The sequence below is a fragment of the Streptomyces sp. NPDC058653 genome, from assembly GCF_042716895.1.
Lineage (GTDB): Bacteria > Actinomycetota > Actinomycetes > Streptomycetales > Streptomycetaceae > Streptomyces.
This window is the reverse complement of sequence record NZ_JBHXRM010000008.1, coordinates 76,717-102,283: the sequence shown is the minus strand read 5'-3', so window position 1 is coordinate 102,283 and position 25,567 is coordinate 76,717. Positions and strand designations below refer to the sequence as shown.

The 25,567-nt window shown below is 68.1% G+C and carries 27 protein-coding genes and 7 tRNA genes; 21 read left to right on the top strand and 13 right to left on the bottom strand.

Annotated elements, in window-relative coordinates; genetic code table 11:
- Positions 1-38 precede the first annotated feature (38 nt).
- Positions 39-1,274 (top strand): uroporphyrinogen-III C-methyltransferase, encoded by a 1,236-nt coding sequence (gene cobA / locus ACFWU9_RS09835; RefSeq protein ID WP_384316137.1) that lies wholly within the window; start codon positions 39-41, stop codon positions 1,272-1,274.
- Positions 1,267-2,088, top strand: a complete 822-nt coding sequence (locus tag ACFWU9_RS09830; protein WP_384316136.1) for a TrmH family RNA methyltransferase — start codon at positions 1,267-1,269, stop codon at positions 2,086-2,088. The genes cobA and ACFWU9_RS09830 overlap by 8 nt, the downstream gene beginning before the upstream one ends.
- A gap of 32 nt (positions 2,089-2,120) precedes the next feature.
- Here ACFWU9_RS09830 and ACFWU9_RS09825 read toward each other — a convergent pair whose 3' ends face one another.
- The gene (locus tag ACFWU9_RS09825; RefSeq protein ID WP_384316314.1) at positions 2,121-3,365 is read right to left on the bottom strand and encodes a protein kinase; all 1,245 of its coding nucleotides are present in this window, start codon (positions 3,363-3,365) and stop codon (positions 2,121-2,123) included.
- A 205-nt stretch (positions 3,366-3,570) separates the two neighbouring features.
- On the opposite strand from ACFWU9_RS09825, the gene ACFWU9_RS09820 reads away from it, so the two are divergent.
- The 4 genes from ACFWU9_RS09820 (at position 3,571) to ACFWU9_RS09805 (ending at position 5,837) form a co-directional block, all read left to right on the top strand.
- Positions 3,571-3,828, top strand: coding sequence for a hypothetical protein (locus tag ACFWU9_RS09820; RefSeq protein WP_329389828.1), 258 nt, complete (start codon positions 3,571-3,573; stop codon positions 3,826-3,828).
- Positions 3,829-4,016: 188 nt separating this feature from the next.
- The gene (locus tag ACFWU9_RS09815; protein WP_384316134.1) at positions 4,017-4,223 is read left to right on the top strand and encodes a hypothetical protein; all 207 of its coding nucleotides are present in this window, start codon (positions 4,017-4,019) and stop codon (positions 4,221-4,223) included.
- Between the two features lie 226 nt (positions 4,224-4,449).
- Positions 4,450-5,475 carry a phosphotransferase family protein gene (locus ACFWU9_RS09810; protein ID WP_384316132.1) on the top strand — a complete coding sequence of 342 codons (1,026 nt, stop codon included), beginning with the start codon at positions 4,450-4,452 and terminating at the stop codon, positions 5,473-5,475.
- 68 nt (positions 5,476-5,543) lie between these two features.
- Positions 5,544-5,837 (top strand): zf-TFIIB domain-containing protein, encoded by a 294-nt coding sequence (locus ACFWU9_RS09805; RefSeq protein WP_384316130.1) that lies wholly within the window; start codon positions 5,544-5,546, stop codon positions 5,835-5,837.
- A 55-nt stretch (positions 5,838-5,892) separates the two neighbouring features.
- Here the strand turns inward: ACFWU9_RS09805 and ACFWU9_RS09800 are convergent.
- From ACFWU9_RS09800 to ACFWU9_RS09780, 5 genes are all read right to left on the bottom strand, one after another.
- Positions 5,893-5,964: transfer RNA gene (locus ACFWU9_RS09800), tRNA-Val, on the bottom strand.
- Positions 5,965-5,987: 23 nt separating this feature from the next.
- Positions 5,988-6,059 (bottom strand) — tRNA-Val (locus tag ACFWU9_RS09795).
- A gap of 20 nt (positions 6,060-6,079) precedes the next feature.
- Positions 6,080-6,151, bottom strand: a tRNA-Val gene (locus tag ACFWU9_RS09790).
- Between the two features lies 1 nt (position 6,152).
- Positions 6,153-6,226, bottom strand: a tRNA-Cys gene (locus ACFWU9_RS09785).
- A gap of 35 nt (positions 6,227-6,261) precedes the next feature.
- Positions 6,262-6,334 (bottom strand) — tRNA-Gly (locus tag ACFWU9_RS09780).
- A 180-nt stretch (positions 6,335-6,514) separates the two neighbouring features.
- Between ACFWU9_RS09780 and ACFWU9_RS09775 the strand changes: the two genes are divergently transcribed.
- From ACFWU9_RS09775 to ACFWU9_RS09765, 3 genes are read left to right on the top strand one after another with little or no spacing between them, the layout of a single operon-like run.
- On the top strand, positions 6,515-7,570 hold the full coding sequence (locus ACFWU9_RS09775; RefSeq protein ID WP_384316128.1) for a chorismate-binding protein: 1,056 nt from the start codon (positions 6,515-6,517) through the stop codon (positions 7,568-7,570).
- Positions 7,571-8,392 carry an aminotransferase class IV gene (locus ACFWU9_RS09770; protein WP_384316126.1) on the top strand — a complete coding sequence of 274 codons (822 nt, stop codon included), beginning with the start codon at positions 7,571-7,573 and terminating at the stop codon, positions 8,390-8,392.
- Between the two features lie 42 nt (positions 8,393-8,434).
- Positions 8,435-9,274 carry a GNAT family N-acetyltransferase gene (locus ACFWU9_RS09765; RefSeq protein ID WP_384316124.1) on the top strand — a complete coding sequence of 280 codons (840 nt, stop codon included), beginning with the start codon at positions 8,435-8,437 and terminating at the stop codon, positions 9,272-9,274.
- A gap of 36 nt (positions 9,275-9,310) precedes the next feature.
- Here ACFWU9_RS09765 and ACFWU9_RS09760 read toward each other — a convergent pair whose 3' ends face one another.
- On the bottom strand, positions 9,311-9,823 hold the full coding sequence (locus tag ACFWU9_RS09760; RefSeq protein ID WP_384316122.1) for a DsbA family protein: 513 nt from the start codon (positions 9,821-9,823) through the stop codon (positions 9,311-9,313).
- Positions 9,824-10,030: 207 nt separating this feature from the next.
- Here ACFWU9_RS09760 and ACFWU9_RS09755 point away from each other — a divergent pair, with 207 nt between their 5' ends.
- Together ACFWU9_RS09755 and ACFWU9_RS09750 are read left to right on the top strand one after the other, a co-directional pair.
- On the top strand, positions 10,031-10,489 hold the full coding sequence (locus tag ACFWU9_RS09755; protein ID WP_384316120.1) for a hypothetical protein: 459 nt from the start codon (positions 10,031-10,033) through the stop codon (positions 10,487-10,489).
- Positions 10,490-10,618: 129 nt separating this feature from the next.
- Positions 10,619-10,771 carry a hypothetical protein gene (locus tag ACFWU9_RS09750; RefSeq protein WP_384316118.1) on the top strand — a complete coding sequence of 51 codons (153 nt, stop codon included), beginning with the start codon at positions 10,619-10,621 and terminating at the stop codon, positions 10,769-10,771.
- A gap of 3 nt (positions 10,772-10,774) precedes the next feature.
- Here the strand turns inward: ACFWU9_RS09750 and ACFWU9_RS09745 are convergent, their stop codons facing one another.
- Positions 10,775-11,332, bottom strand: coding sequence for a CGNR zinc finger domain-containing protein (locus ACFWU9_RS09745; protein ID WP_384316116.1), 558 nt, complete (start codon positions 11,330-11,332; stop codon positions 10,775-10,777).
- Between the two features lie 197 nt (positions 11,333-11,529).
- Positions 11,530-11,943, bottom strand: coding sequence for an SsgA family sporulation/cell division regulator (locus ACFWU9_RS09740; protein WP_023542925.1), 414 nt, complete (start codon positions 11,941-11,943; stop codon positions 11,530-11,532).
- Between the two features lie 190 nt (positions 11,944-12,133).
- Between ACFWU9_RS09740 and ACFWU9_RS09735 the strand changes: the two genes are divergently transcribed.
- Positions 12,134-12,592 carry a TIGR02611 family protein gene (locus ACFWU9_RS09735; RefSeq protein WP_384316114.1) on the top strand — a complete coding sequence of 153 codons (459 nt, stop codon included), beginning with the start codon at positions 12,134-12,136 and terminating at the stop codon, positions 12,590-12,592.
- Positions 12,593-12,647: 55 nt separating this feature from the next.
- Positions 12,648-12,719 (top strand) — tRNA-Val (locus ACFWU9_RS09730).
- Between the two features lie 92 nt (positions 12,720-12,811).
- Here the strand turns inward: ACFWU9_RS09730 and ACFWU9_RS09725 are convergent.
- The gene (locus tag ACFWU9_RS09725; protein ID WP_384316112.1) at positions 12,812-15,316 is read right to left on the bottom strand and encodes an SCO7613 C-terminal domain-containing membrane protein; all 2,505 of its coding nucleotides are present in this window, start codon (positions 15,314-15,316) and stop codon (positions 12,812-12,814) included.
- A 56-nt stretch (positions 15,317-15,372) separates the two neighbouring features.
- On the opposite strand from ACFWU9_RS09725, the gene ACFWU9_RS09720 reads away from it, so the two are divergent.
- Both ACFWU9_RS09720 and ACFWU9_RS09715 read left to right on the top strand, forming a co-directional pair.
- Positions 15,373-15,828 carry an SRPBCC family protein gene (locus ACFWU9_RS09720; RefSeq protein ID WP_384316110.1) on the top strand — a complete coding sequence of 152 codons (456 nt, stop codon included), beginning with the start codon at positions 15,373-15,375 and terminating at the stop codon, positions 15,826-15,828.
- A 39-nt stretch (positions 15,829-15,867) separates the two neighbouring features.
- Positions 15,868-15,942, top strand: a tRNA-Val gene (locus tag ACFWU9_RS09715).
- Here ACFWU9_RS09715 and ACFWU9_RS09710 read toward each other — a convergent pair.
- Positions 15,899-17,608 (bottom strand): recombinase family protein, encoded by a 1,710-nt coding sequence (locus tag ACFWU9_RS09710; protein WP_384316312.1) that lies wholly within the window; start codon positions 17,606-17,608, stop codon positions 15,899-15,901. The genes ACFWU9_RS09715 and ACFWU9_RS09710 overlap by 44 nt on opposite strands.
- Before the next feature lie 79 nt (positions 17,609-17,687).
- Between ACFWU9_RS09710 and ACFWU9_RS09705 the strand changes: the two genes are divergently transcribed.
- A complete protein-coding gene (locus tag ACFWU9_RS09705; RefSeq protein WP_384316108.1) occupies positions 17,688-19,145 on the top strand; it encodes an XRE family transcriptional regulator in 1,458 nt (485 codons plus the stop codon).
- Here ACFWU9_RS09705 and ACFWU9_RS09700 read toward each other — a convergent pair.
- Positions 19,129-19,947, bottom strand: coding sequence for an alpha/beta hydrolase (locus tag ACFWU9_RS09700; RefSeq protein WP_384316106.1), 819 nt, complete (start codon positions 19,945-19,947; stop codon positions 19,129-19,131). The two genes, ACFWU9_RS09705 and ACFWU9_RS09700, sit on opposite strands and share 17 nt — an antisense overlap.
- 328 nt (positions 19,948-20,275) lie before the next feature.
- Between ACFWU9_RS09700 and ACFWU9_RS09695 the strand changes: the two genes are divergently transcribed.
- The 5 genes from ACFWU9_RS09695 (at position 20,276) to ACFWU9_RS09675 (ending at position 25,045) form a co-directional block, all read left to right on the top strand.
- Complete coding sequence (locus ACFWU9_RS09695; RefSeq protein WP_384316104.1) at positions 20,276-21,937, top strand: hypothetical protein; 1,662 nt, start codon at positions 20,276-20,278, stop codon at positions 21,935-21,937.
- 83 nt (positions 21,938-22,020) lie between these two features.
- A complete protein-coding gene (locus tag ACFWU9_RS09690; protein WP_384316102.1) occupies positions 22,021-23,223 on the top strand; it encodes a hypothetical protein in 1,203 nt (400 codons plus the stop codon).
- Positions 23,224-23,308: 85 nt separating this feature from the next.
- Positions 23,309-23,998 (top strand): TIGR02391 family protein, encoded by a 690-nt coding sequence (locus tag ACFWU9_RS09685; protein ID WP_384316100.1) that lies wholly within the window; start codon positions 23,309-23,311, stop codon positions 23,996-23,998.
- Positions 23,995-24,417: a hypothetical protein gene (locus tag ACFWU9_RS09680; protein ID WP_384316098.1), complete on the top strand. Its 423-nt coding sequence runs from the start codon at positions 23,995-23,997 to the stop codon at positions 24,415-24,417. Before ACFWU9_RS09685 ends, ACFWU9_RS09680 begins: the two co-directional genes overlap by 4 nt.
- 46 nt (positions 24,418-24,463) lie before the next feature.
- Complete coding sequence (locus ACFWU9_RS09675; RefSeq protein ID WP_384316096.1) at positions 24,464-25,045, top strand: hypothetical protein; 582 nt, start codon at positions 24,464-24,466, stop codon at positions 25,043-25,045.
- A 54-nt stretch (positions 25,046-25,099) separates the two neighbouring features.
- On the opposite strand, the gene ACFWU9_RS09670 is transcribed toward ACFWU9_RS09675, so the two are convergent.
- Positions 25,100-25,444 carry a hypothetical protein gene (locus ACFWU9_RS09670; protein WP_384316094.1) on the bottom strand — a complete coding sequence of 115 codons (345 nt, stop codon included), beginning with the start codon at positions 25,442-25,444 and terminating at the stop codon, positions 25,100-25,102.
- Between the last annotated feature and the right edge of the window lie 123 nt (positions 25,445-25,567).

Here is a 25,567-nt window from a genome sequence, read left to right as displayed (position 1 = left end):
CAGCACCTTTCCCCGCCCCCAGAGGAGCCCGCCGCGCCATGCCCGAGCAGCCCGCCTACCCCGTAGGCCTCCGTCTCGCCGGGCGGCGCGTCGTCGTCGTCGGAGGCGGGCAGGTCGCCCAGCGCCGGCTGCCGGCCCTCATCGCGACCGGCGCGGACATCGTGCTCGTGTCACCGTCCGCGACCCCCTCCGTGGAAGCCATGGCCGACGCCGGCGAGCTCCGCTGGGAGCGCCGCCCGTACGCCGACGGCGACCTGGGCGACGCCTGGTACGTCCTGGTCGCCTCCAGCGACCCCGAGGCCAACTCCCGCGCCTCCGCCGAGGCCGAGCGGAACAGGACCTGGTGCGTACGGAGCGACGACGCCGAGGCCGCCACCGCCTGGACCCCGGCCACCGGCCGCAGCGAAGGCGTCACCGTCGCCGTCCTGACCGGGCGCGACCCCCGGCGCTCCGCGGCCGTGCGTGACGCCGTCGTCGAGGGCCTGCGCGACGGCACCCTCGTCGCACCCCGCCACCGCACCAGGACCCCCGGCGTCGCCCTCGTCGGCGGCGGCCCCGGCGACCCGGAGCTGATCACCGTCCGCGGCCGGCGACTCCTCGCCGAGGCCGACGTCGTCATCGCCGACCGCCTCGGCCCCCGCGACCTCCTCGACGAACTCCCGCCGCACGTCGAGGTGATCGACGCCGCCAAGATCCCCTACGGCCGCTACATGGCCCAGGAGGCGATCAACAACGCGCTGATCGAGCACGCCAAGGCGGGCAAGGCGGTCGTACGGCTCAAGGGCGGCGACCCCTTCGTCTTCGGCCGCGGCATGGAGGAGGCGCAGGCGCTCGCCGAGGCCGGCATCGCCTGCACCGTCGTCCCCGGCATCTCCAGCTCCATCAGCGTCCCCGGCGCGGTGGGCATCCCCGTCACGCACCGGGGCGTGGCGCACGAGTTCACGGTCGTCAGCGGCCATGTCGCCCCCGAGGACCCGCGCTCCCTGGTCGACTGGCCGGCACTGGCCCGGCTGCGCGGCACGCTCGTCCTGCTGATGGCGGTCGACAAGATCGGCGCGATCGCCCTGACGCTCATCGCCCACGGCCGGTCGCCCGCCACCCCCGTGGCGCTGATCCAGGAAGGCACCACGGCGGCTCAGCGGCGGGTCGACGCCACCCTGGAGACGGCCGCCGAAGCCGTCCGTACTCAGGACGTACGGCCCCCGGCCGTCATCGTCGTCGGCGACGTGGTCGCGCTCGGCCCCGGAGGCGGCGACGGGACCGGCCATGGCTGAGATCGTCACCGTCGAAGCGGCCCCCGACGGCTCCGCCGACCCCCGTCTCGCCGACTACACCGACCTCACGGACGTCGAACTCCGCCGCCGCCGCGAGCCCGCCGAGGGCCTGTTCATCGCCGAGGGCGAGAAGGTCATCCGCCGTGCCGTGGCGGCCGGTTACGAGATGCGGTCGATGCTCCTGACGGCCAAGTGGACCGAGGTCATGCGCGACGTCATCGAGGACAGCACCGCGCCCGTCTACGAGGTCGCCCCCGACCTCGCCGAACGCGTCACCGGCTACCACGTCCACCGCGGCGCCCTCGCCGCCATGCACCGCAGACCCCTGCCGCCGCCCGCCGGCCTGCTGCGTACGGCCCGCCGCGCCGCCGTCTTCGAGGACATGGTCGACCACGCCAACCTCGGCGCCGCCTTCCGTAACGCCGCCGCGCTCGGCGTCGACGCCGTCCTGCTCACCCCACGGTGCGCCGACCCGCTCTACCGCCGTGCCGTGAAGGTCTCGATGGGAGCGGTCCTCCAGGTCCCCTGGACCCGGCTGGAATCCTGGCCGGGCGACGCCGGCCTGCTGCGCGAGGCGGGATTCGTCACCGCCGCCCTCTGTCTGGACGAGAGGTCGATCACCCTCGACGAGCTCGCCGACCGCCGCGACGAGCGGCTCGCGCTCCTCTTCGGTACGGAGGGCGACGGACTGACCGCCGGCGCCCTCGCCGCGGCCGACCTGCGGGTGAGCATCCCGATGGACGCCGGGGTCGACTCCCTCAACGTCGCCGCCACCTCGGCCGTCGCCTTCTACATGACACGCCCACGGGGCTGATCCGGCTCGAAGTGTCCGGCTCGGAGCACTTCCTACAACTGCTGCGCCGCCGCGATCCCCAGCGCGACGATCAGCGTCACCACCACGAAGACGATCAGCCGCTGGCGCAGCAGCCGCGGATTGGCCGGTCTGCGTCCGCCCCGTCCGCCCGACGTCGTACGCGCCCCGGGCCTGCTGCCCGGACGGCCGCCGGTCCGTGAGCCGGTACGGGGCGAGCCCTCACGGGGCCGCGGGGCACGCCCGCCGCCCGTGCGCGGCGCCGGACCACGCCCGCCGGGCGTCCGGGACTCGTGCCCGTTCGCCGCACGCCCCTGGGTGGACCGGTCCGTACGGTCCAGCCGCTCCGCCCGCTCGGCGCGTCCCGGCATCCTCGCCGTGCGCTCCGGGATCCGGCCCGTCGGCACGTCGTGCCCGTTGCGCTCCCGCTGTACGGGCGGCCGTCCGTCCGGCAGCCCCTGTGCCTCCCGCGCCGCGATCTCCTTCAGCCGCATCGACAGCTGGAGCGTGCTCGGCCGCTCCTCGGGATCCTTGGCCAGGCACGCCCGCACCAGCGGCGCGAGGGCGTCCGGGACCCCGTACAGCTGGGCCTCCTCGTGCACCACCCGGTAGAGCATGACCTCCGAACTGCCGTGCCCGAAGGGCGAGTCGGCGGTCGCGGCATAGGCCAGCGTGGCGCCGAGCGCGAAGACGTCGGTCGCCGGGGTCACCGCCGCGCCGCGCACCTGCTCGGGCGCCAGGAAGCCCGGCGACCCCACCGCCGTACCGACGTGGGTGAGCGTGCTCGCGCCGGTCGCCCAGGCGATCCCGAAGTCGATGATGCGCGGGCCCTTGGGGGAGAGCAGGATGTTCGACGGCTTCAGATCGCGGTGGACCACCCCGGCCTCGTGCACCGCCAGCAGCCCCTCGGAGAGCGAGGCTCCCACGGAGGCGACCTCGGCGGCGGACAGCGGCCCGTCCTCGGCGACCTTGTCGTGCAGGGAGGGCCCCGGGACGTACTGGGTGGCGAACCACGGCCGGTCCGCGTCGAGATCGGCGGCCACCAGCCGGGCCGTACAGCCCCCGCGGATACGGCGGGCCGCCGAGACCTCGCGGGCGAACCGCGAGCGGAACTCCTGGTCCTCGGCGAGATCGGGCCTGATCACCTTCAGGGCGACCCGCTGCCCACGCCGGTCGGACCCCAGATAGACGACACCCATGCCGCCCTGGCCCAGCCGCCGGTGAAGCCTGAACGAACCGACGACACGCGGGTCCTCGCGCCGGAGCCGCATCATCGCCATGTCCATCCCCGCTGCCCGGTCGTCCGTGTGACGTGGCACAGCTTACGTACCCGCGCCCCGGGGCGCTCATAGGCCGCGCCCTCACGGACGGATCGATTGTCAGTGCCGGGTGAGAAACTTGAAAGGTGGTCAGGAGACCGTGGATCCAAGGTCTTCGGGCCCGTGCGAGATCTCAAAGGTCCGTCGCAGAAGGGGGATTGGATCAATGAAGGGCGACCGCGTGGAGATAGTGGTGGACGCGGGTGACACGACGCGTACGTACGAAGTCGTGGCAAGTCGGGCAGGCCGCCGGGTGGAGACGGCGGTGCGTCGAGGAGTGGTGGAAGTGAGTGAAGTCACCCGCAACGGTTCGGTGGTGCGGACGGCGCGATTCATGGCCACGCGCGTGCTCGCTCTGGTGGAGCAGCCGGTCCCCAGGGAGGACCTCTCGGAGCGTCCCCTCAGGGAAGACCCCAAGGCCTAGCGCCCCCTCTCCACCCAGGGGAGTACGCGGCGGGGGTACCGGTCATCCTCCGGGAGGCCCGCCAATCGGTACGCGGGCATGACGACCCAGGCACGGCGCCTACCTAATGTTGTTGTCAAGCGGCGAGTGCAGCACTCGTCCCCCGAGGTCAGACACTCGCCGCTGCCAGAATCGACGGGAGAAGGACCATGGCCGACACGGCATCGCGAGCGATGACCCGCACACAGGGACGCGGGGCGTTCGACGCGTTCGGCGGGCGGAGTTCCGGTCCGCGCCACCCCCTGGTGGCCACCGCCATGGTCCTTCCTCTCGCGGCCCTGCTGGTCGTCGTCTTCGGCGGCTGGGACGCAGTGGTCACACAAGCGTCGTCCGTGGGCGTGATGCTGGGGCGCTGAGCGGCGCCCCAGGTTCGGGAGAGCGGCCCGAACCGTAGACATCCGGCCAACAACCCCGTGGGGACGGGGGTGCGGCGGACGGCAGCGTTTGGCCGGTCAGCTGGGGAGCTGACCGGCCATCGCGCTGTCCGGACCCGTTTCGGACCGTCCGACGGGACCTGCCGTGGGCCGGCCCCGCGCGTAAGCTCCCGGCTGGAACACAACGCATCGGGGGACGGACACCACCGTGAGCTCATCCGCGACCGGCGCCAAGGGCACGGCCGCCTCCGTCGTGCGCGCGCTCACCGCCACCGCCCGGCACGCAGCCCACCCCGACCACGGAAACCCGCCCCCGGGGTCGGCCGCGGTACCTCCTCGCCCCTGCCGCGCCTGCGGACGCGACGAGACCGTCCTGGCCGACCGCCCGGACGCCACGGTCGTACGGCACGGCTCCGCCGTCGCCAAGGCCCACGCGCCCGCCACCGACCTCGCGGGACACCGCGCCAGGCTCGCCCTCGCGGCCCATCCGCTGCTCGCCGGCATCCTGCTGCCACCGCTCCCCGCAGCCACCCCGCACGTCGCTGGCCGGCCCGTCACCGCCTGGCCCTACGGCGCCCCCGTCGACCCGGACCGCCCCGACGACGCGCCCTGGGAGCAGGCGGCGACCCTGCTGGCCCGGCTGCACGCCGTGGATCCCGTCGCCCTCGCCCCGTTGGACGTCCCGCCCACGCGCGGCCCCCTCAAGGCCGCCCAGGCCCTCTCCCGGATGCGGGCGGTCCGACGTCACCCGGCCGCCGGCGACGTGGAGCGCGCCTGGGCCGGTCTGCCCGCCTGGGCCAGGGGCGAGGCCCCCGCCCCCGAAGGCGGGTCGCTCTGCCACGGGGACCTGCATCTGGGCCAGCTCGTACGGCACCCCGTACCGGACGGCCCCTGGCTGCTGATCGACGTGGACGACCTCGGACTCGGCGACGCCGCCTGGGACTTGGCCCGCCCGGCCGCCTGGTACGCGGCGGGACTGCTGGCCCCCGACGAGTGGCGGCGCTTCCTCGGCGCCTACCGGTCGGCGGGCGGCTGCGCCGTACCGCCCGACGGCGACCCCTGGCCCCGGCTCGACATCCCCGCCCGCGTCCTCACCGTCCAGACCGCCGCCCTGGCCCTCGCCAAGTCGACCGAGGAGGGCCGTGACCTGGACGAGGTGGAGGAGACGATGATCGAGACCTGTGCCCGAATTGCCACACTCCCTGGGGAGTTGGCGGCCGGGCCCTCGTCGTAAGGTGAACGGACCGTCGCCGGGAGGCATTCCGGCGATGCCGACCGAACGGCGAGGAGCTGAGCCGATCAATGCAGTGCCCCAAGTGTCACGCAGCGATGCACACCTACAACCGCAACGGTGTCCAGATAGAGCAGTGCAGCGGGTGCCGTGGGATCTTCCTCGACTACGGCGAGCTGGAGTCCCTCACCCGTCTTGAGGCGCAGTGGGGACAGCAGGCCCCGCCGCCGCCCGCGGCGCCCGGTGGCTACCCCGCCCAGGGGGCGCCGGCTCCGGCGTGGGGCGCGCCGCACGGCGGCCACCACGGTGGCCACGGCGGGCACCACCGTCAGAAGGGCTTCGGCCGGATGCTCTTCTCGTCCTGAACCAGCGGCAGGCACGACGAAGCCCCCGGCCGGGAAGGCCGGGGGCTTCGGGCTGTGCGCGATACTGGGATTGAACCAGTGACCTCTTCCGTGTCAGGGAAGCGCTCTCCCGCTGAGCTAATCGCGCAGGGTGACCCTGCGTGTACTGCGTGCGCGATACTGGGATTGAACCAGTGACCTCTTCCGTGTCAGGGAAGCGCTCTCCCGCTGAGCTAATCGCGCGGGAATCCAGCCGGATCCAGTGGACGATACTGGGATTGAACCAGTGACCTCTTCCGTGTCAGGGAAGCGCTCTCCCGCTGAGCTAATCGTCCTTGGAGGTGGAGACGGGATTTGAACCCGTGTAGACGGCTTTGCAGGCCGTTGCCTCGCCTCTCGGCCACTCCACCAGGAGTTCGGGGGCGGGAAGGGATCCCCCGTTTCGAGCGGACGACCAGGTTCGAACTGGCGACCTCAACCTTGGCAAGGTTGCGCTCTACCAACTGAGCTACGTCCGCGTGCCGTTTCCCGGTCCCTCCTGCGCGGCCCGGCGACGTGGTGAACTCTAGCGGATTACGGGGCGAGTACAAAAACGCGTTTGTGCAGCGTGCTGCCGTACGTTCACGCTGCGGTACCCGCACGACGCCGTCGCGCACACGTTCGCGGTCACTCCGGTGGGCCGTCCTAGACTCAGGATCGTGCACGACCTCCCTCCGCTGGCCCGATTCGGTGATCTCGTGGCCACCGATCTGCGCGATGTCACCCGAGACCCGGAAGCCCTGGACTCCACCGGCTTCTGGGCCGTCGCCATGGACTTCGAGGGCCGTCTGACCTGCGCCCGGTTCGGAGACGTACGCCGCGAACCGGTTCCGGCGCCCGTCCCCGGACAGTGGCTGGGGCCCGCGCCGGGCGACTGGACGTCCTCGCTCGACCGGGCCGCGTACGTCTCCGGCGTACGGCGCGTCCGCGAACTCATCGCGGCGGGCGAGGTCTATCAGGCCAATCTCTGCCGGGTCATGACGGCGCCTCTGCCCGACCCGGCCGCGGCCGACGTCGACGCGCTGACCGCTCTCCTCGCGCGCGGCAACCCCGCCCCGTACGCCGGCACCGTCCGGCTCCCCGCGCACGGCGTGGAGATCGCCACGGCCTCCCCCGAGCTCTATCTCCGGCGCACCGGCCGCACCCTGGAGTCGGGCCCCATCAAGGGCACCGGCCGTACCGAGGCCGATCTGCTGGAGAAGGACCACGCCGAGAACGTGATGATCGTGGACCTCGTCCGGAACGACCTGGGCCGTGTCTGTGCCACCGGATCGGTGACCGTGCCCGCCCTCTGCGCCGTCGAGCCCCACCCGGGCCTCGTCCATCTCGTCTCCACGGTGCGCGGCGAACTTGCCGAGGGCGCGGGTTGGCCGGAACTGCTCGCCGCGACCTTCCCGCCCGGGTCGGTCACCGGCGCGCCGAAATCCAGCGCTTTGAAGATCATCGAGGAGCTGGAGACAGCCCCGCGCGGACCCTACTGCGGCGCCGTCGGCTGGGTGGACGCGGACCGCGCCACGGCCGAACTCGCCGTCGGTATACGGACGTTCTGGGTGGAGCGCCATCCGCCTCTGGGGCCCGTCGTGCGCTTCGGCACCGGCGCGGGTATCACCTGGGGATCGGACCCCGAACGCGAATGGCGGGAGACAGAGCTCAAGGCTTCGCGGCTGCTGGCGGTAGCGTCGAAGGTGTACGAGGCGACGGGAAGGACCGGCTAGATGATGATCTGGGTCAACGGCGGACTGCGGGCGGCCGACGCCGCGCAGGTGTCCGTGCTCGACCACGGGCTGACGGTGGGCGACGGAATCTTCGAGACGGTGAAGTCCGTCCAGGGCCGGCCCTTCGCACTCACCCGGCATCTGGACCGGCTGACCCGCTCGGCCCGTGGCCTCGGGCTGCCCGATCCGGACCACGACGAGGTGCGTGCGGCGTGCGCCGCCGTCCTGGAGGCCAATCCGGTTCCCATGGGCCGCATGCGCATCACGTACACCGGCGGTCTCTCCCCGCTCGGCTCCGACCGCGGCGACACCGGCCCGACGCTGGTCGTGGCGGTCGGCGAGACGACGCGCCGCCCGGACACCACCGCGGTGATCACCGTTCCCTGGACGCGCAACGAACGCGGCGCGGTGACCGGGCTCAAGACCACGTCGTACGCCGAGAACGTCGTGGCCCTCGCGCGGGCCCGGGAACAGGACGCCTCCGAGGCCCTGTTCGCCAACACCGTGGGGGACCTCTGCGAGGGCACGGGCTCCAACGTCTTCGTCGTACTGGACGGGGAACTGCACACACCACCCGTCTCCTCGGGCTGTCTGGCCGGTATCACCCGGGCGCTGACGGTGGAGTGGTGCGGGGCGCACGAGACGCGGATGCCGTTCGACGTGCTCGACCGCGCCGACGAGATCTTCGTGACGTCGTCCCTGCGCGACGTACAGGCCGTCCACCGCCTCGACGGCCGCGCACTGCCCGGTGCCCCCGGCCCGGTCACCGCCAAGGCCGTGCGCGTCTTCGACGAGCGCGCGGCGGGCGACCTCGATCCGTAAAACCTGATGACGTGTGCCCGCGAGATGGGTACAACTCCCCTGATGACCACGACTCTGCGGCCGACCGGGCCGCTTCAGCAGACCGACGACGGTATGAAGTCACGCGCCTACGAGGTGTGTGACAACAGCCGCCCCGTGGGCGTGATCGAACTCGGCATGGACGGTGCCTTCGGCACCCCCGCGGGGGTGCTGCGCCACCTGCGGATCGACGAGGCCGACCGGCGCCGCGGCCGGGGCACGATCGCCGCGCTGGCCGCCGAGGAGGTGCTGCGCGGCTGGGGCTGCGGCCAGGTGGTCGCCTCTGTCCCGGCCGACGCCGACGGCGCGCTGCCGCTGCTGGAGACCCTCGGCTACACCGAGCGCAGCAGGAACATGCTCAAGGAGCTGGCCGAGGAGCCCCCGGCGCTGCGGCCCGGTCTCAGTGGCAGGCCGATGGACGAGACGGAGTACGAGGTCTGGGAGGCGAGGTCGCTCGTGGGCTTCGCGCAGAGCTGGATGGACCGGGGTCTGCCGGCGGACCAGGCCCGCGCCAAGGCGGAGTCGGGCCGCCTGGAGAATCTCTCTCAGGGCCTCGCCACCCCCGCCACCTGGATCGACGTCCTGGTCCACGACGGGGAGGCGGTCGGCGACGTCTGGGTGGGCAGCAGGGAGGTCGCACCGGGGGAGTCCGCCGCGTACGTGTACGGCGTGGAGGTGCCGGACGACCTGCGCGGGAAGGGCTACGGCCGCGCGCTGATGCTGCACGCCGAGGGGATCGCCCACCGCGCGGGCCGGAGCGGGCTCGGCCTGCACGTCTTCGCGGGCAACACCCCGGCGATCGGTCTCTACGAGTCCCTCGGGTACGCCACCACGCACCGCAACGTCTTCAAACCGCTGGTCTGAGCCCGGCCCGGAGGCGGGCGCAGCCCGGGTTTGGTGTCATCCCCCGGCGAGCAGCCGGTCCGCGATCTCCTCGATGCGCTCGCGCAGCCCCTCCTGGCTCTTTCCGCCGTCGAGCCGCTCGCCGTCGATGACGTACGTGGGCGTGCCGGTCACGCCGATCGCCTTGCCCTCGGCCTGGTCGGCGTCGACGATCAGGGTGTGCCGGCCGTCGATCAGCGCGGTGTCGAACTCCTCCTCGTCCAGGCGCAGTTCACGGGCGACCTCGACCAGCAGCGGCTCGCCCCGGGCGGCCAGTTCCTCGTGGCGGGCGAGGACGGCCTCGGCGTAGGGCCAGCCCTGGCCCTGCTCCAACGCCTCCTCGGCGGCCTGGGCGGCGGCGAACGCGTGCCGGTGCTTCTCCAGGGGGAAGTGCCGCAGCCGGATGTCCAGCCGGTCGCCGTAGCGCGCCCGCAGCGCGCGCAGGTCCGCGAGGGCGCTCTGGCAGTCGACGCACGCGAGCTCGCACCAGACGTCGAGCACGACGGGGCCGTCGGTTCGGGAGTCACTCATGCGACCAGTCTTCCAGGTCCCGGTGCCCGCCACCGACCGGGACCTGGGGAGGAGGCGGACCCCGGAGATCTCCCTGAGGTCAGTGCGCACCGTGGCCCGTACCCCGCCGGGGGGTGCAGGATGGAAGGGTCGACATGTCGGCGTACGCCGGCATGTGCGACAGGAGCCGACCACGACCGACGACGGCGCGCACGCCTGGAGGACCGGATGATTGCCGAGACCATTTGTTCCGCGGTGTCCGCTGCCGGCCTCGGCATCGCGGCCATCACCGCCTACCGCAGGCGTTTCCTCACGGCGACGAGGATCGCGGCCTACTCGCTGGTGCCGGTCGCGCTCGTGATGACCGGGGTGGTCCAGTGGCTCGCCGACAAGGCGTTCAGCCCGACCGCCTGGGTGGGTGTCGGACTCCTCGGAATCTCCTGGCTGCTCTTCATGACGACACGGATGGTGGAGCGGCGCGCCGGAGCCGGGAGCCGTAAGGAACGCAAGGCGGCCAAGGCGGCGCGGCGCGAGGCGGTCGCGCCAGCGGCCTCCGCGCCCTCGCTCGGCGCGTCCACGGCCCCCGCGGCGCAGCCTCGGCCGGCCAGGGCGAAGAAGTCCGGCGGCGCAGACGCCGGGGACGACTTCAGCGATGTCGAGGCCATCCTCAAGAAGCACGGCATCTGACCGCAAAGCCCTCCGGGGGGCCCGGCTGTCTCAGGGGTTGGACGTTTACCGGGAATCTGGCGAACTCGCCTCACCGGGACGCGTGTTGGTTGTTCGGCCGCGCCGCGCCTGCGTCATGATCACCCCGCGATGCTCGATACCTCACGGGGCCAGGCCCCCGCACCCACCGAAGAGCCGCGCGGTTGTCTCTTCGCGCTCTCCCAGCCGCCGTTGATGATCTTTCTGACGGTGATCGGCACCCTGCTTCTGATGGCGGCGATCCATGATCTGTTCCTGCTGTGACGGTCAGCCGGCCGCTTCCCTGCGGCGCGCGCGGTACGCGGCCACATGCAGCCTGTTGCCGCAGGTACGGCTGGAGCAGTAACGGCGGGACCGGTTGCGCGACAGGTCGACGAAGGCGTGCCCGCAGTCCGGCGCCTCGCAGCGCCGAAGCCGCTCCTGTTCGCCCGCCACCACGATGAACGCCAGCGCCATCCCGCAGTCGGCGGCCAGATGGTCGGCCATCGACGCGTCCGGCGCGAAGTAGTGCACATGCCAGTCGTAGCCGTCGTGGTCGGTCAGCTGCGGGGTCGTCCCCGCCGCGGCCACCAGCTCGTTCAGCAGCCGGGAGACCTCGCGGGGACCGGCGGCGGCGAAGACCTCGGCGAAGCGCGTACGCACGTCCTGTACGGCCCGCAGATCGCGGGGGCCGAGGTCGCCGACGCCGCTCATCCGATGGGCCCGCGCGAAGCCGTACAGCGCGTCGACATCGGCGAGCCCGTCCGTGCCGTCGGCCTCGGGGAGGGTGTTCACGAGACTGACGACGGTCTCAAGGGCATTGCGGGTGTCGTGGGGGACCTGCACGATTCGCTCCCTGGCCTGCTGCGGGCCGGTGCCCGCCGGGTTCCGCAGATCCTAGGCGGTGACCCGGCGGGGGCGGGAGCGCGGCGACGCCGCCGCCGCGGTGGGTTCCGCGGTGGCGGCGTCGTTCGCCCGTATGAGGTTGTCCGCGCGGCGCCGTCTCCCCGAGTCGGACGGCGCCGTGCAGCTGTCGGCCTGGCTCAGCTCTCGGCCAGGATGTGAGACAACTCTGTGTCGAGGTCGAAGTGGCGATGCTCGGTACCGGGTGGCACCGCGGCGTCGGTTCGCTTGAGGAAGGATTCCAGGGCTCGCGCCGGGGCCTCCAGCAGGGCTTCTCCTTCGGGGGAGCTGAGCGCGATGCAGACGACTCCCTGGCCCTGGCTGCGGGAGGGCCAGACTCGGACGTCGCCGGTGCCGGTGGGCCGGTGCAGCCCCTCGGCGAGAAGGTCGCGGGCGAACACCCACTCGACCGTCTCCTCGGCTCCGGTGTGGAAGGTGGCGTGCACGGCATAGGGATCGGCCGTGTCATACCGCAGGCCCGCGGGTACAGGCAGTGAGGACTCGCTCGATACAACGAGGCGCAGGTGCAGCTCGCAGCTGACCGTGGTGTTCATAAGCGCCAGGGCCTTTCGCTCAGTGTGCGCTCGGGGATTCGCACGTCGGCGCAATCGACATGCCACCTACGGTGCCGTTGTAAACCCCTCTGTCTGTTTTGTGATCCTTCAGGTAGCTCGTACAGCGGTGCCTAACTTCGACTTATGCCGCCATTCCGGTGACGAGTCGGCTTCGGGTAGGTTGGGGGTCATGCATGCGGAGAGTGACGAGCGGGGGGATGTCGTCGAACGGACGACAGGGAAATCCGCGGGGGAATTGACCGAAGAGCCACCCGAGCGACAGCTCGGGTCACGCGCTCCCGGCTTTATCAAGAGTTCGAAGACGCTCCATATGAGCTGGCAGGTCGGCGTATTCGTGGTCGGCCTCGTGGTGGTCGGCGTGGGTGTGGTGCTGCTGCCGCTGCCCGGTCCCGGCTGGCTCATCATCTTCGGCGGTATGGCGATCTGGGCGACCGAATTCGTCTGGGCACAACTGGTGCTCCGCTGGACGCGGCGCAAGGTCACCGAGGCGGCGCAGAAAGCACTCGATCCGAAGGTGCGCCGGCGCAACATCGTCCTGACGACCACCGGTCTGGTGATCATGGCGGTACTGGCCGGCATTTATCTGTGGAAGTTCGGATTCGCCATGCCCTGGGAGATCGACCAGTGAGCGCGGAAGCGGTCCGGCCCAGGCACTGACATGGGGTAATGTTTGCCCTGCGTCCGGGCGATTAGCTCAGTGGGAGAGCGCTTCGTTCACACCGAAGAGGTCACTGGTTCGAAACCAGTATCGCCCACCCGGAATCGATGCCCCGGAGACTTCACCGTCTCCGGGGCATCGGTCGTTCCGCAGGCGATTCCGGCCCGTCGCTCCGTCGCCGCGGGGGCCTCAGCGCATCCGGCCCAGCGTCCGGCGGAGGCGTCTGGCGTCGTGCAGGCGCCGTTCGTAGGTCGCCCCCAGCGCCAGGAGGAGCAGCCCGGCGAGCGCGGGCGGCAGCCAGCGGGGCAGGGAGTCGACGACCTGGACCACGTACGGCGCGAGCTCGTGCAGCGTGTCCAGGGCGAGCACGGCCCCGCCGAGGACCAGCGGCGCCCGCAGCCCCAGCCGGGCGCCGACGAGCGTGACCGCGAGCGCGGCGACCCCGAGCGCCAGCGGGCGGACCCAGTGGGTGTCGCCCCAGGCGGCGGCGAGGCTCGGCAGGAGCGTCGCGGCGAGGCCGGGGCCGTACGCCGTCCAGGACGACGCCTCCGGGGCGCGGCGACGCCGCAGGACGCCCACGACGAGCGCGGGGACGGTCACCGGCAGGGTGTACGCCTCCGGGGTCGAGACGTCGGAGGCGTACAGCCGCACCCAGGTGGCCAGGACGAACAGCACCGTCGCGAGATGTCCGGCCGCCGGGCGGCGGTCCGGGCGCAGCGCGGTGCCCGCGGCGATGACCGCGCAGAGGGCGAGCACGAGGGCCGTGGTCCCCGGCCGGCCGGCGGCGAGCACCACCGCGAGGAGACCCGCCCCGGCCGAGGTCAGCTCGATCGGCAGGGACACGGGGTGGTGGCGCAGGCGCGCGCCGAGCGGCGCGACGGCCGCGGGCACGGCGAGGACGGCAAGGGCGATGTGCGCGCGCGGCAGTCCGGCGGACGCGCAGAACGCGCACAGCAGCGCGGTGGCCGTCGCGACGGAGAGGCAGCCGAGGAGCGCCTGGAAGGCCCGGGCGGAGAAGGCGGCGTGGGCGGCGCCGGCGCCGGTGCCGGCTTCGGACGCGGCGGGGTTCAGGGCCACCGCGCCTCCGCCGAGCAGGGCCAGCAGCACGCCGAGGGTGATCAGCGTCGTCGTCTCGTCGGCCAGGGCCAGCAGCGCGACACTCCCCGCACCGGCCAGTGCGCAGATCATGGCCGTCGCCGGGAGAACCGGCGGCGCGGCCGGGTGCGGCCGACGGAGCGCGACGGGCAGGCGTGTGTACACCGCCAGCGTCAACGCGCCCGCCGTCAGGGCGAGATGCGTCGTCACGGCCGCGGCGTACCCGAAGTCCAGCGCGGCGGGAAGCACCAGCCCCGCGGCCCAGCCGAGCGCCGTCGCACCACCGAGCGCGGCGGGCCGCGCGGACTCGGGAAGACGGCGGTGGGCGGCGGCGAGGAGCGCGGCGGCGATCAGCAGCACCAGCGGCGCCGTGGTCAAGGCCGGCCACCCCGGATCCGTCCCGAGCGCCTGCCGGGCGCCGCCGGGCGCGCCCGACCAGATGGCCTCGGCCCGCGAGGCCGGGCCGAGCAGTGCCAGGGCCGCCGGGGGCAGCGCCCACAGGGCGGCGCCCGCCACGACGGCTCCGGCGGCGGCACCGAGCCCCCGCACCGCCGCGCGGGGCAGGGGAGACCGTACGGCCGTCAACAGGGCCGCGCCGCACAGCAGATACCCGACGACGGCCCAGCCCAGGGGCAGGGACGGTCGCGGCACACCGCCGGTCGCGGCGATCGCCGACAGACTGGCCACCAGACCGCCGGCGAAGGCGACGTCCGGGACCCGCACGGCCACCAGAAGACCCAGACCGGCTCCCGCGAGGAGCAGCGCACCGGGCGGGACCGCGTCCGGCGGGGAGCCGGCGCTCAGCGAGAGCGCGACCGCGGTCAAAAGAGCCCAGCCGCCGGTCACCCAGGCGGTGACACCCGCGATCGACCTGGCCGGCGTGGGCCCGGTCCAGAGCACGAGCGCAGCGTCGGCGGCGGCGGTCGCCAGCAGCGCCCAGGCGAGGGTGAGTTGACCCGCCCCGGTGGCCAGGGCCCAGAGCGGCAGGGGGAGTTGGGCGGTGAGGACCGCGGCGGGCAGCGGCGTACGCAGCCGGTCGACGAGGAGTCCGTACGTGGCCCAGAGCGCGGCCAGCACGGCGCAGACGGCGGCCGAGTAGCCAAGCGGATCCGCGTCGGGCAGCGCGACCCGGTACAGGGCGTAGGCGTCGAGGACCGTCAGGACCAGAGCCAGCGCGCCGACGGCCTCCGCGGTCGAGACCAGGGAGCGGCGCAGCAGGAGGACCGGGGCGCCGAGCGCGGCCACGGTGACGGTGCCCAGCACGAGGGACCGGCCGCCGATCCCCATGGCGCCCCAGCTGACCACGGTGAACGCGATCGCCGCGACGGTCAGCAGCACACCGCCCAGCGCGAGCAGGGCGTTCTGCACGCTCGGCGGGGACGTCTCGGGCGCCCGGGCGGCGGGACCTGCCCGGGGAGTGGGCGGCACCGGTGGTGCCACCGCTGTCAGCAGCGTCAGCAGATAGGACCTGCGGGCGAGCAACTGGGCTCTGCGCGCCTCGATTCGGGCCAGCTCGCGATCGAGGACCGCGAGCTCCTCGGCCGGTCGGGGAAGGTTCACCATGGCCTGGAGTGTGGCCTCGGCCACAGCACGGGTCATCGGCTCCCGTACTCAGATACGCCTCTGAGTACGGCTGGTGGGCGCACACTTGACCCATGGACCGGCATCGCTACCGCTTCCGCAGCGTCTGGGATCTCGACGCCGCCCCGGACACCGTCTTCGCCGTGCTGGAACGGGCGGGTGAGTACACGGACTGGTGGCCCCAGGTCCGGGAGGTGACCCCCGTCGACGAGCGCGGTGGGACCGCCCGGTTCCGGTCCCTGATCCCGTACGACCTCGTCGTCCGCGCCCAAGAGAGCCGGAGGGACCCGCGCGCCCGCGTCCTGGAGATCGCGATGACGGGCGATCTCGAAGGGTGGGCCCGCTGGACGCTGAGCGCCAGGGGCGAGGGCACCCGCGCCCTGTACGAACAGGAGGTCGTGGTCAACAAGCCGCTGCTGCGGCGCTTCGCCGTGGTGGGACGGCCCTTCTTCCTCGCCAACCACGCGCTGATGATGCGGGCGGGGCGGCGGGGGCTTCGGAAGGTGCTCGCGGGCTCCCATACCGTTTGAACGAAACCCGCCGAGACCTGTATGGTTCAGTCCGTTCCCGGGCGATTAGCTCAGTGGGAGAGCGCTTCGTTCACACCGAAGAGGTCACTGGTTCGAACCCAGTATCGCCCACCATAAGAAGTTCATTGGAACCCGGTACCTTCCAGGGGCCGCCCACCAGGGCGGCCCCTGTTAGTTGCAGGCCAGCGCCCTTCCCCGGCTGGGGAGGGGCGCTTTGGCGTTTGGGGGTAGGCAGGATGGCCCGGAGGCTAGCCGTGGCCTCTGGCCGCCCTGTGGCGGCTTGGTGCTGGCTCTGGGCAGCGTGCAGGATGCCGAACGGCTCCTTGAGCCTGTGGCTCACCTGGATGTCACCGTTCAAGTCCTCGTCGATGTAGAGGGCCTCGAAGAGAGCTTGGTTCAGTTGACGGCGCTGCTGCTCGTTGCAGCGGCGGTACAGCGCTTGCGGATCTTGGAGCAGTTGCAAGCATGTCTCGACGATCTCGGCTGCTGTACTGAGGTCTTCGTCGACGTCATCGAGCCGAGCCGTAAGACGATCCCGCTGTTGGGTGATCTCCCGCAGCTTGGCCTTGATCTTGGCCTGGGGCAGGCTGTTGTCAGCGGCCAGGTCGATGAGGTTGCTCTCCTTGGTGTCGAGCGCACGGAGCTGTTTCGTGAGCTGGACTTGGAGGAGCTTGGTCGTGGACTGCTGTTCATCGATCATGGCGGCCAGCTCGGCGCGCATGGTCGCGATGAACTCCGGTGTGAAGCGAACCGTGGCGTAGTGGTTCTCGACGGCTTCCTCGACCTGTTCGATCGGGGCGTATGGCAGCTCGCAAATGTGATCGAAGCGGCCATTGCAGAAGAAGTACCGGTAGACGTTGCCATGCCGGTTGGTGGCGTGCTGCACGATCATGCGGCGCCGGTCGCCACGGAGGCGATGGCAGGAGCCGCAGAACAGCGAGCCTTTCAGTTCGTGGTGATGTACGCGCCGTCTCTCGCGAGCGATGTTCCGAGAGCTGGCCACCATCTGGACGTGGTCGAAGAGGTCTTGAGCGACCAGGGGCGTATGACGACCCTGGTATTTCTCGTCGTCGTGGGTGATCCAGCCGCAGTAGTAGTCATCACGTAGGACGACGTACAGGCGATTGGTGGAGATCCCGCGCTCCTCGGGATACCGCGCGTCGCGCGGCATGCGTAGTCCTTGGTCGTACAGCTCCTGAGCTACTTCTTCCACGGTGTACTCGCCCGTGGCATACAGCTCGAACGCCAGCCGGATGAACGGGCCGCGTACTGGGTCGATGGCGACCGTTCTCACCCGGCGACCGTCAACGATCTCGACTGTGTTCAGGTACCCGACAGGGGTGCGGGTGATCGTGCCGCCGTTCTTGGCCTTCTGACCCATCTTGTACTTGACGTCCTCGGCGCTCTGGCTGGAGGCGTACTCGTTGATCACGGCCAACATGCCGTGGAGCATCCGGCCAGTCGGGGTGTCGTCGATGTTCTTCTCGACGGCTGAGATCAGTCTGACGCCGAGCTTCTCCAGAGTGGCGACCATGGACGCGTCGTCCAGTCGGTTCCTGGCGAAGCGGCTGAGCATGTAGACGATCACGTAGCGAACGTTGGGGTGCTCGCGCAGGTAAGCGATCATCTCCTGGAACTCTTTGCGCTCGTCGATGGTGCGAGCACTGCGTCCGGGGTCGACGAACTCGGCGGCCTTGGAGGATCCCAGTTCGCGCCCCCGTTCCTCAACCTTCTCGCGCTGCGCAGGGATTGATACACCTTCAGGGGGCGAGCGCTGCACGACGTGCCAGCGAAAGGCTGCTGCTTCGGCTGTCGCCAGGCCGCCCGTCGTCCCGTTGGAGTTCTGGCAAGACGAACGGATGCGCGAAGCACTCGCCAGTTGGCATATGGGACGGGTGTTCTATGCCTATCGCACGCACCCGTGGAACGGTCGCGTTGTGTCTCAGGAAGCCATGGCTACGTGGCTCGACCTCAACCAGGCGCAGCTCAGCCGGATTGAGAGCGGCAAGTCGCCGCAAGATCTGTCCAAGCTCATGAGGTGGGCGCATAGCCTGAAAATCCCGGCAGACCTACTGTGGTTCAAGCTGCCTGAAGCCAGGCAGGTCACCGCTACCGCGGTTGCTGCTCGGCCACCCGCTGAACCGCCAGCACCGAAGCCCGAGGCTTCTCAGGCTGGCGGCTTGCTGCCGGTCGTGATCAACGGCCGGGCGGTACTCGTGCCGGTAGACGCCGAGACCATCGCAGCGAGCGGGTTGAGCAGCTTCACCGGTCACTTGGCGGACGAGTCCGCACGAGCCACAGAGCAGGACCCCATGAGCCCCTTGAATCGCCGAGACCTCTTCAGAGGCGGGATCGCTGCTATAGCGTTGCCCGGTCTCGGACTGGACGAGCTACAGCACGTTGCCCATGCCCTTGATGACGCTCACCGCTACCTTGACGGCCCGGTCGTCGACTACTTCCGCCGCGTACTCGAAAAGGCCAAGTGCGACGATGGTGCGCTTGGCCCGAAGAAGACGATGCCGGTCATGCTCGCTCTGCTCGATGCCATTGAGAGCCAAGCGCGCGAGGTGAAGCCGCACGTACGCCGTGAACTCCTGGCCGTTGGCGCGGACGGGGCAGAGTTCGCGGGCTGGCTGTACCGGGACATCCAGCAGCCGCAGGCCGCAGTGTTCTGGTACGACCGTGCGATGGAGTGGGCGCAGGAGGCTGACAACGCCGCCATGCAGGGGTACGTGCTGCTCAAGAAGTCGCAGATGGCTTACGACGAGCGGGACGCACTGCGCATGCTGACGCTCGCCCAGGCGGCAGGCCATGATCGGTGGCACCTGCCGGCGCGAGTGCGAGCCGAGGTCACACAGCAGGAGGCGCTCGGCCGCGCAATGCTTGGCGATCCGCTTGACGTCGTGCGCGGCCAGTTGGCCGACGCGGAGACGCTACTGACCAACGCTCCCGAGGACACGCCCGATGCCCTTGGGGTGTACTTCACCGGGCATACCCGACTGGTGCGAGACGCCATTACCTACACCGAGGCCGGTAAGCCGAGTCTCGCGGCCGACCTGTTCAGCGATGTACTCAACACAGGAGCGCTGTCCCACCGCGACACCGGATTCTTCAACGCACGACGCGCTGCGGCATTGGCGCTCAGTGGAGAGCCGGACGAAGCCGCGAAGGTCGGCAGGGCATCGGCCGCTGTAGCGCACGAGGTGAAGTCGGTGCGCACCGTGCGTGTCCTCGGCGAGGTCTTGCCGACCCTTGATCACTGGCGTAGCCGGCCCGCCGTCCGAGAATTCCGCGAGGCGCTTACACCCCAGCAGTGATCCAGTCCGTCACGGTGCGGATGACGAACGCTTGATACTCCTGGCTCTTCGGGTTCAGGTACTGCGGGTCGTCGTGAACGGCAAAGCCGTGCTGTGAACCCTCGACGGGTACGAGCTGTACAGGCGCGGTGAAGCTTGCCACCGCATCCCGGGACGACTCGAACGGCACCAGCGTGTCAGCTGTGCCGTGCACGATCAGGGTGGGGGCCTGTACTTCCCCAAGCGCCTCATGGGGCTTGAGCCAGAAGACCTCGTTCAGCATCGGGCGGCCATGGCGCAGCGTCGGTGTGAACTGGACCGCGCCACGGTCACTCAGCTCAGTCGCGGCCTCCTCGCTGATGACGTCGTCAGTCCAATACGGGCGGCTGTCGATCGTCCGCCGCTTGTAGTTGAGCTGCGGGTTGAACAGAACCAGGCGCGTGATCTCATCGGGGCGCTTCGCGGCGTAGTAGGCACACAGGCCACCGCCGAAGCTGGCTCCAAGAAGGACGACGTCCATGGCACCGGTCGCCTTCCTGAGATAGGCGACCATGACGCGGATGTCGTTGAGGATCATGGAGAGCGTGAGCTCCTCCTGCTTGCCCTCACTCTCACCGTGGGCGCGCAGGTCGAAGCGCAAACTGGCAACGCCCGCCCCTGCAAGACCAGTTGCGAGTCGCCCGAAGAAGCCGCCTTCTTCGCGGCTGACGCCGCCACCATGCACCAGGAGCACGGCTCGTGTAGCGGGCTCCTGGGGGCGTTCGAGGGTGCCAGCCAAGTGCAGGCCGTCAAGGGTGCGTACCGTCACGGTCTCCATCGCCATGTGGGCAAGGGTAGTGATCCGGGCGTACGGCTGACAGGGCGCAACTGCATCATGAGACGTGCGTCGGCGTGGCCTTCTCCAGGGCTACGAGCCGACTGGCTTCACGGTCACGAGCACCGGCTTGGAACCGTAGTTCTCGAAGTGCATGACGAGCCGGTAATGAGCGTCGTCAAGTGGGGTTTGTGACTCGCTCCAAGCTAAATCGCCTTCGACCGTAAGCGTGTACGCCACGTCAAAACGCGGCTGCGGTTCATTTCTGCGTACGCGCCCAAGGTTGAGGCGCTTAAAACCTCCTGCGGGTACGGCCAGGTGGTACGTACCGTGCCCCGTGGAATCGCTCGGAAAGTCGTTGCCGACACGGGGGAGTTTGTCTTACAATGTCGAAATGGGCTTGAGGCAACAGGATGTTATGCAGCACTTCACCTCGCTTGAGCGTGGTGCGTGGACGGTCGTTTGCGACAGCTGGCACGATGATGACGCCAACGGTGGTATCTATTGTGCCTTTGCGCTGCCCTCGAAACGAGAGCGCATCCTGAGTGATCCGGGCTGGGACATCTCGAAGGGTGACTTCGGCCCCGGTTTCTCGCAGCACCATGAGAACGGTAAGCCGGTAGCGACCTACTTCCAAGATGGGGCCCCGGACGGCATCGAGCCGTTGGTTCTGCTCCGTGACTACCACGGGGTAGTGCCATCGACGCTTGAGCTGACTCAACATTTCCGGCTGTACCACAACCTCTACTGGGACGATTTGACGTCTCAGTTCATGCAGCCGCATGACGACGGTACCTCGTCGGTTGCAGTCAAAATCACCGGCAAGAAGGTCGAGGTACGGACAAAACTTCTGCGGCAGTTCCAGGCTGCACGGCAACTCGATCTCATTCTCTACATCGACTCAGTCAGGTACGGGACAGAGGGCGCTGCTGTGCCCGATGACGCTGAGTGGACAACTGATGACTTGCGTGCCGGCCTGTACTCGGGTGACGGCATCATGGGTCGTGACTTCACTCGCTACCTGGCCACTCGAGTAGTGTCGTCGCCGCCTGTCGAGAAAAGTGGCATCTGGCCATACGAGGAAGAGGACACCTACTTCCCCGAGTTCATCATCGGGACCGATGATGATGGTGACGAGGTCCGCTATACATGCAACCCGGAAGCCCTGGCGAACTACTTCGGGGCCAACCCGGACGCGCCTCACTACCTGACGCCGGTCTTCTTCCGTCGGGAAGTCTTGCAGAAGTACTACGACAAGCCCGAGCTTTACGAAGTATCTGATGGTCGTCTTCGTTGTGCTTTCTTGTGGGGTGTCCAAATCGACAACAGCGCCGAAGAGCATGTGATGGTATTTCTTGGCGACCTGGGTCGTGACCTGCCACGCCAGGAGCGTGATTATTGGCGGAGCTTCAACGTTCCGGCAGATGGTCGCCCCAGTGAAACGCTTATCCGTCGAGCCTTCTTCGCTCAGTTTACTGAGCCAACGGCGGAAGACCTGCTCGTGAGGTCTAGCTACGTGACGTTTGGGCGTGCATGGAGCGAGCGTTACGGCTGGGATTTCTTCCGCAAGCCCGAGGAGGCAGACGCTGGACTTTTGCAGCGTCTTCGTCTTCCTCTGAACGACTCCCAAGCTGAGTTCGAGTCAAGCATCCGAATCATGACCCAGCTCTTCGTTGACGCGATCAATGAAAAGCAGGTGCAGGCACAGCTGCCAGACAAGATCGAGAACGAGAAGGGGATCTCAAAGCTCGAACGTTGGCTGAAGCTGGCCGGGTACCCGCACGCTGAGCGTGACGTCCAGTTTCTCCGTAACCTGCAAGAGGTTAGGTCCAAGGCTACGGCGCACCGGAAGAGCAGGGAATACGAGAAGATGCTCACGAAGGTGTTCGGCGACCTCCGAGGACCAGCCGCCGTTAAGGCTCTCTTCGTGTCCGCGCTGGCGATGCTGACTGGTCTTAATGAGTGGCTTGCTGTGGAGGAAGCGGAGTCGACGGAATAACGTCCAGATGGACACGCTCAACGTAAAGAGAGCCTGGCCACCCCTAGGGTGGCCAGGCTCCGACACTAGATTGGAGAGCATCTGTGAATAATCATCTTGACCGTGAGATCGAGCGCGTAAATCAGCACACCCGTGCCATGCTTGACGAATACGTGGCGTGGGGCGGCAAGAGGACCATCGGTGAGGTCCAATTTGGTGCTTACGACGACCTGATTGACTTCCTCAATTTCCGCATGGAAACCGCCGAGAGTTGCCTGATGCTCATCGAGAACGGCAAGATTGCCGACTCCCTTGGTCTCAGTCGGTCGCTCTTGGAACATTACCTACTGTTCATGCTGATGTGCCGTGGTCGGAAGCTCATCAAGATCCAGGACCTATCAGCATTGACGGAAGGGCAGTTTAAAGCTCGTCTCAAAGAGGAACAGGAGAAGCTCCGCGACCTGCATCAAGAAAACAAGGCGCAACATCGTGTTGAAGTAAGGCGTGCTCCGCGGGTTAGTAGGCGCATCATGCACGTTTACGAAGGGCTTAGGAGCGCGGAGGACCCGGAGCTCATCATTCCCGTTCACTACTTTCAGTTCCAACAGTTTCGGCCTGAGCAGATGCGCCTGGATGAGGGCGACTACTTTGAGTACTACGAGCGTGAGCCGGAGACGAAGAAAATCCTGAAGGGGCATCGCGAAGAAGCGGCGCTGAATTACAAGTTCTATCTGTCGTATGACGGGCTGCTGGAGTGCCTGGAGCTGAACGGTCTCATCGACGAGGCCGTGATCGCGCGCATCGAAGCGCACTACACGTTCCTAGGTAAATTCCTGCACCCGACACATAACGCAGCGCGCGATCTGCACGATCGGAACAACTGGTACGGAAATCGGACTGGTATCGGCATCGAGCACCCGTATTCCAAGGTCTCAGTGCTGTTGGCCTCGCTGTACGTTTGCTATCTCGTTGGTGGACTTCTCGATGAGATCGCTGGCCTGATCGAGAGCGCACCTTCTAAATACATTAGCCGCGCTGGGACTGAAGAGCTGCGCTTGCTAACTGGGGACGTTCCCGAAAAGTTCCCCTACTTCTGGTTCCTGTTCAATGATCCGCCACTGTGGGACCGCTTCAACTACTGCGTCCACCATGCTACGGATGAAGAGCTCCAGGAATGGGGCGGGTACGCTGGAGTCCCCAAAGAGCGGGTGCCGTTCGATCAGTACATCTACAGCCACCTAGAGCGTGCTGTCAGCGGGGCCGGAAATGTGCGGTGCGGTGAGTACCGGCCGCCGATCATCACGTGATCGCTGGCTTGGATGAGCTAGCAGCAGCGTCGGCATATTGAAGAACCGCTTTACAGGCGAATCCTGGCAGCGTATATGTATATGCATGATCGATATCGCTGCTCAGGATGCCCTCGAACTGCCCGTAGACGAACTGGCATTGCATGTCCTCGAAGACATAGTGCGAAGCAACACGTGGAACTCGTATAACTATTGCTTGAGCTACACTCGGGACGAGAACTATCGGGCCCCCGGTGCGGCAAACGCCGTTGCTGAGGCCGTGCAGTGGTTGTGGGCACAGGGCATGCTTGCAAGCGAGCCGGGCAACACAAGTGCACATGCTCTGTTCGTGACGCGCCGCGGGCATGAGGCGATGAAGCAAGGCATTGCCACCGTCCGCAGCATCAATCGTCTGCAAGGGAACTTGCACCCGGTGATTGAAGCCAAGGCTCGGCGTCAGTTCCTCCTTGGCGAGTATGAGAACGCCATCTTCGTATCGATGAAGGCCGTCGAGGTTCGTGTGCGGCAGTTGGCTGGCTTCGGCGATGACGTGTTCGGTACCGACCTCATGACGAAGGCTTTTCGACAGGGTGGGCCGCTCGCCGACCCTGCCGCTCCTGCCGGCGAAGTCGTCGGGACCATGATGCTCTTCCAGGGTGCGTACGCCGTGCTACGCAACCCTTCCGGCCACCGTGAAGTGTCGTTCGACGACGTCACCGAGGCGTCCGAGGCCGTCATGACTGCCAGCCTGCTCATGCGGATGCTCGACAAGATCGAGCGTAGGTTGACCACGTGACCGAGGTTCGCTCCGCAGCAGCAGCCTTCCGTGAGGCGATCATTGAGTGCCCGGACACGGGTCTCATATCTCTGAGGGACTTCCCCAACGGCTCGTGTGGGGACGCGTCACCGTTGCTCGGCCAGTTCCTCCAGGAGCAGGGGCACGGCGAGTGGATCTACGTGTCGGGGTGCCGCGAAGGCGACTACCACTCGCATGCTTGGCTGGAGCAGGAGAGTTGGCTTCTGGACATCACGGCCGATCAGTTCCCTGATGTCGCTGAGCCTGTAGTTCTGACCCAGGACCGGACGTGGCATAGCCAGTTTCTGCATCGCCCAATGAAGCGTCTCCCGGCTCGTATTGACGTGTGGGATGAGTACACGACGCAGAACCTCACCGAGGCGTACGGGAAGATCATGGCCGTGTATGAGCGGCAGTAGGAAACCTGCTCGACAGCCTCACTCGGGCACTGGCATGGTGACGCCCATGGACATGGAGCAGCGGTTGAACGCCAAGCTGGCCCCCGAGTCGGTGGCCGCCACTCTGATGCGCGCCGGGTGCTTCCTTTCTGCCTACGAGCTCATAAAGCCTCAGATCATCGACAGCGTTCATGACTTCTTCTGGTGTGGCTTCAAAGGCGGTGCACACGTCTACAACGAGGATCAGTACGCCAGGAACGTGCTTTGGCTGGGTGCAAACAAGTACCTTGCTTCGTGTGCCTGGCTCGTCAAGATGGACGCGTTGACTGACGAGCAGGTCGCCACGCTTGCCGAGATTCGGACCCATCGCAATGAAGTGGCGCACGAGTTGCCGAAGTTGCTCGTGGACCCTGATTTTGAAGTGCGGACCGAACTCCTGGCTGAGGCTGTTGAGATCGTCAGACGTCTTGGCGTCTTCTGGGGATCGATCGAGGCTGACACGAACCCCGTTTTTGATGACCGAGAAATCGACTACGAAGGCATTAAGTCAGGCTCCTGTCTCCTGATGGAGTATCTGGCCGCGATGGTAGGCGTAGCAGAACGGAAGGAGCCTGACCGCCATGGTGGCGATCAGGCTCCCGTTCAGTAGCTGCGATACTAAAGCCTCTTAAGGCTCGGTCTGCTCCTTTCCGCGCCGTCCGCTCTAGCTACGGCTCGGGCTGGAAGGCGCTTCGCCTGATGTCTCCGTCGCCGTTGCAGTCTGGCCAAGTATCCCCGCGATGGCTGACCGACGTTCCTGGAGTCGTTTCTCCTCGGCGTCGAGTTCGGCCATGGCTTTCTGTCGGACTGTTTTGTCCTCAAGCGTTTTTGCAACCCAGCCTTCGAGCGCTTCCACGCCAACGTCGTTGACGCTCTGCTCCGTTATGCCGCGCAGTCCTTCTATCTGTTCTCGCAGAACTGGATCAATGCGCACGGCGAACACCACTGGCTTGCGTTCTTCCTCGACCGCTAGCTCCTGTGCTTGCATGTCTGGTGCTTGTTCTTCCATTCAAACCTCCTTCCGGTTACTGGTTGGCAAGGAGCATTTATAGCTCGTGGAGCTGAAAGATAGGTTGGTAGGTGCAGATTGGCGCCACCGATCATGTGAAAGGTGGGGCCAATCTGGAGGTTC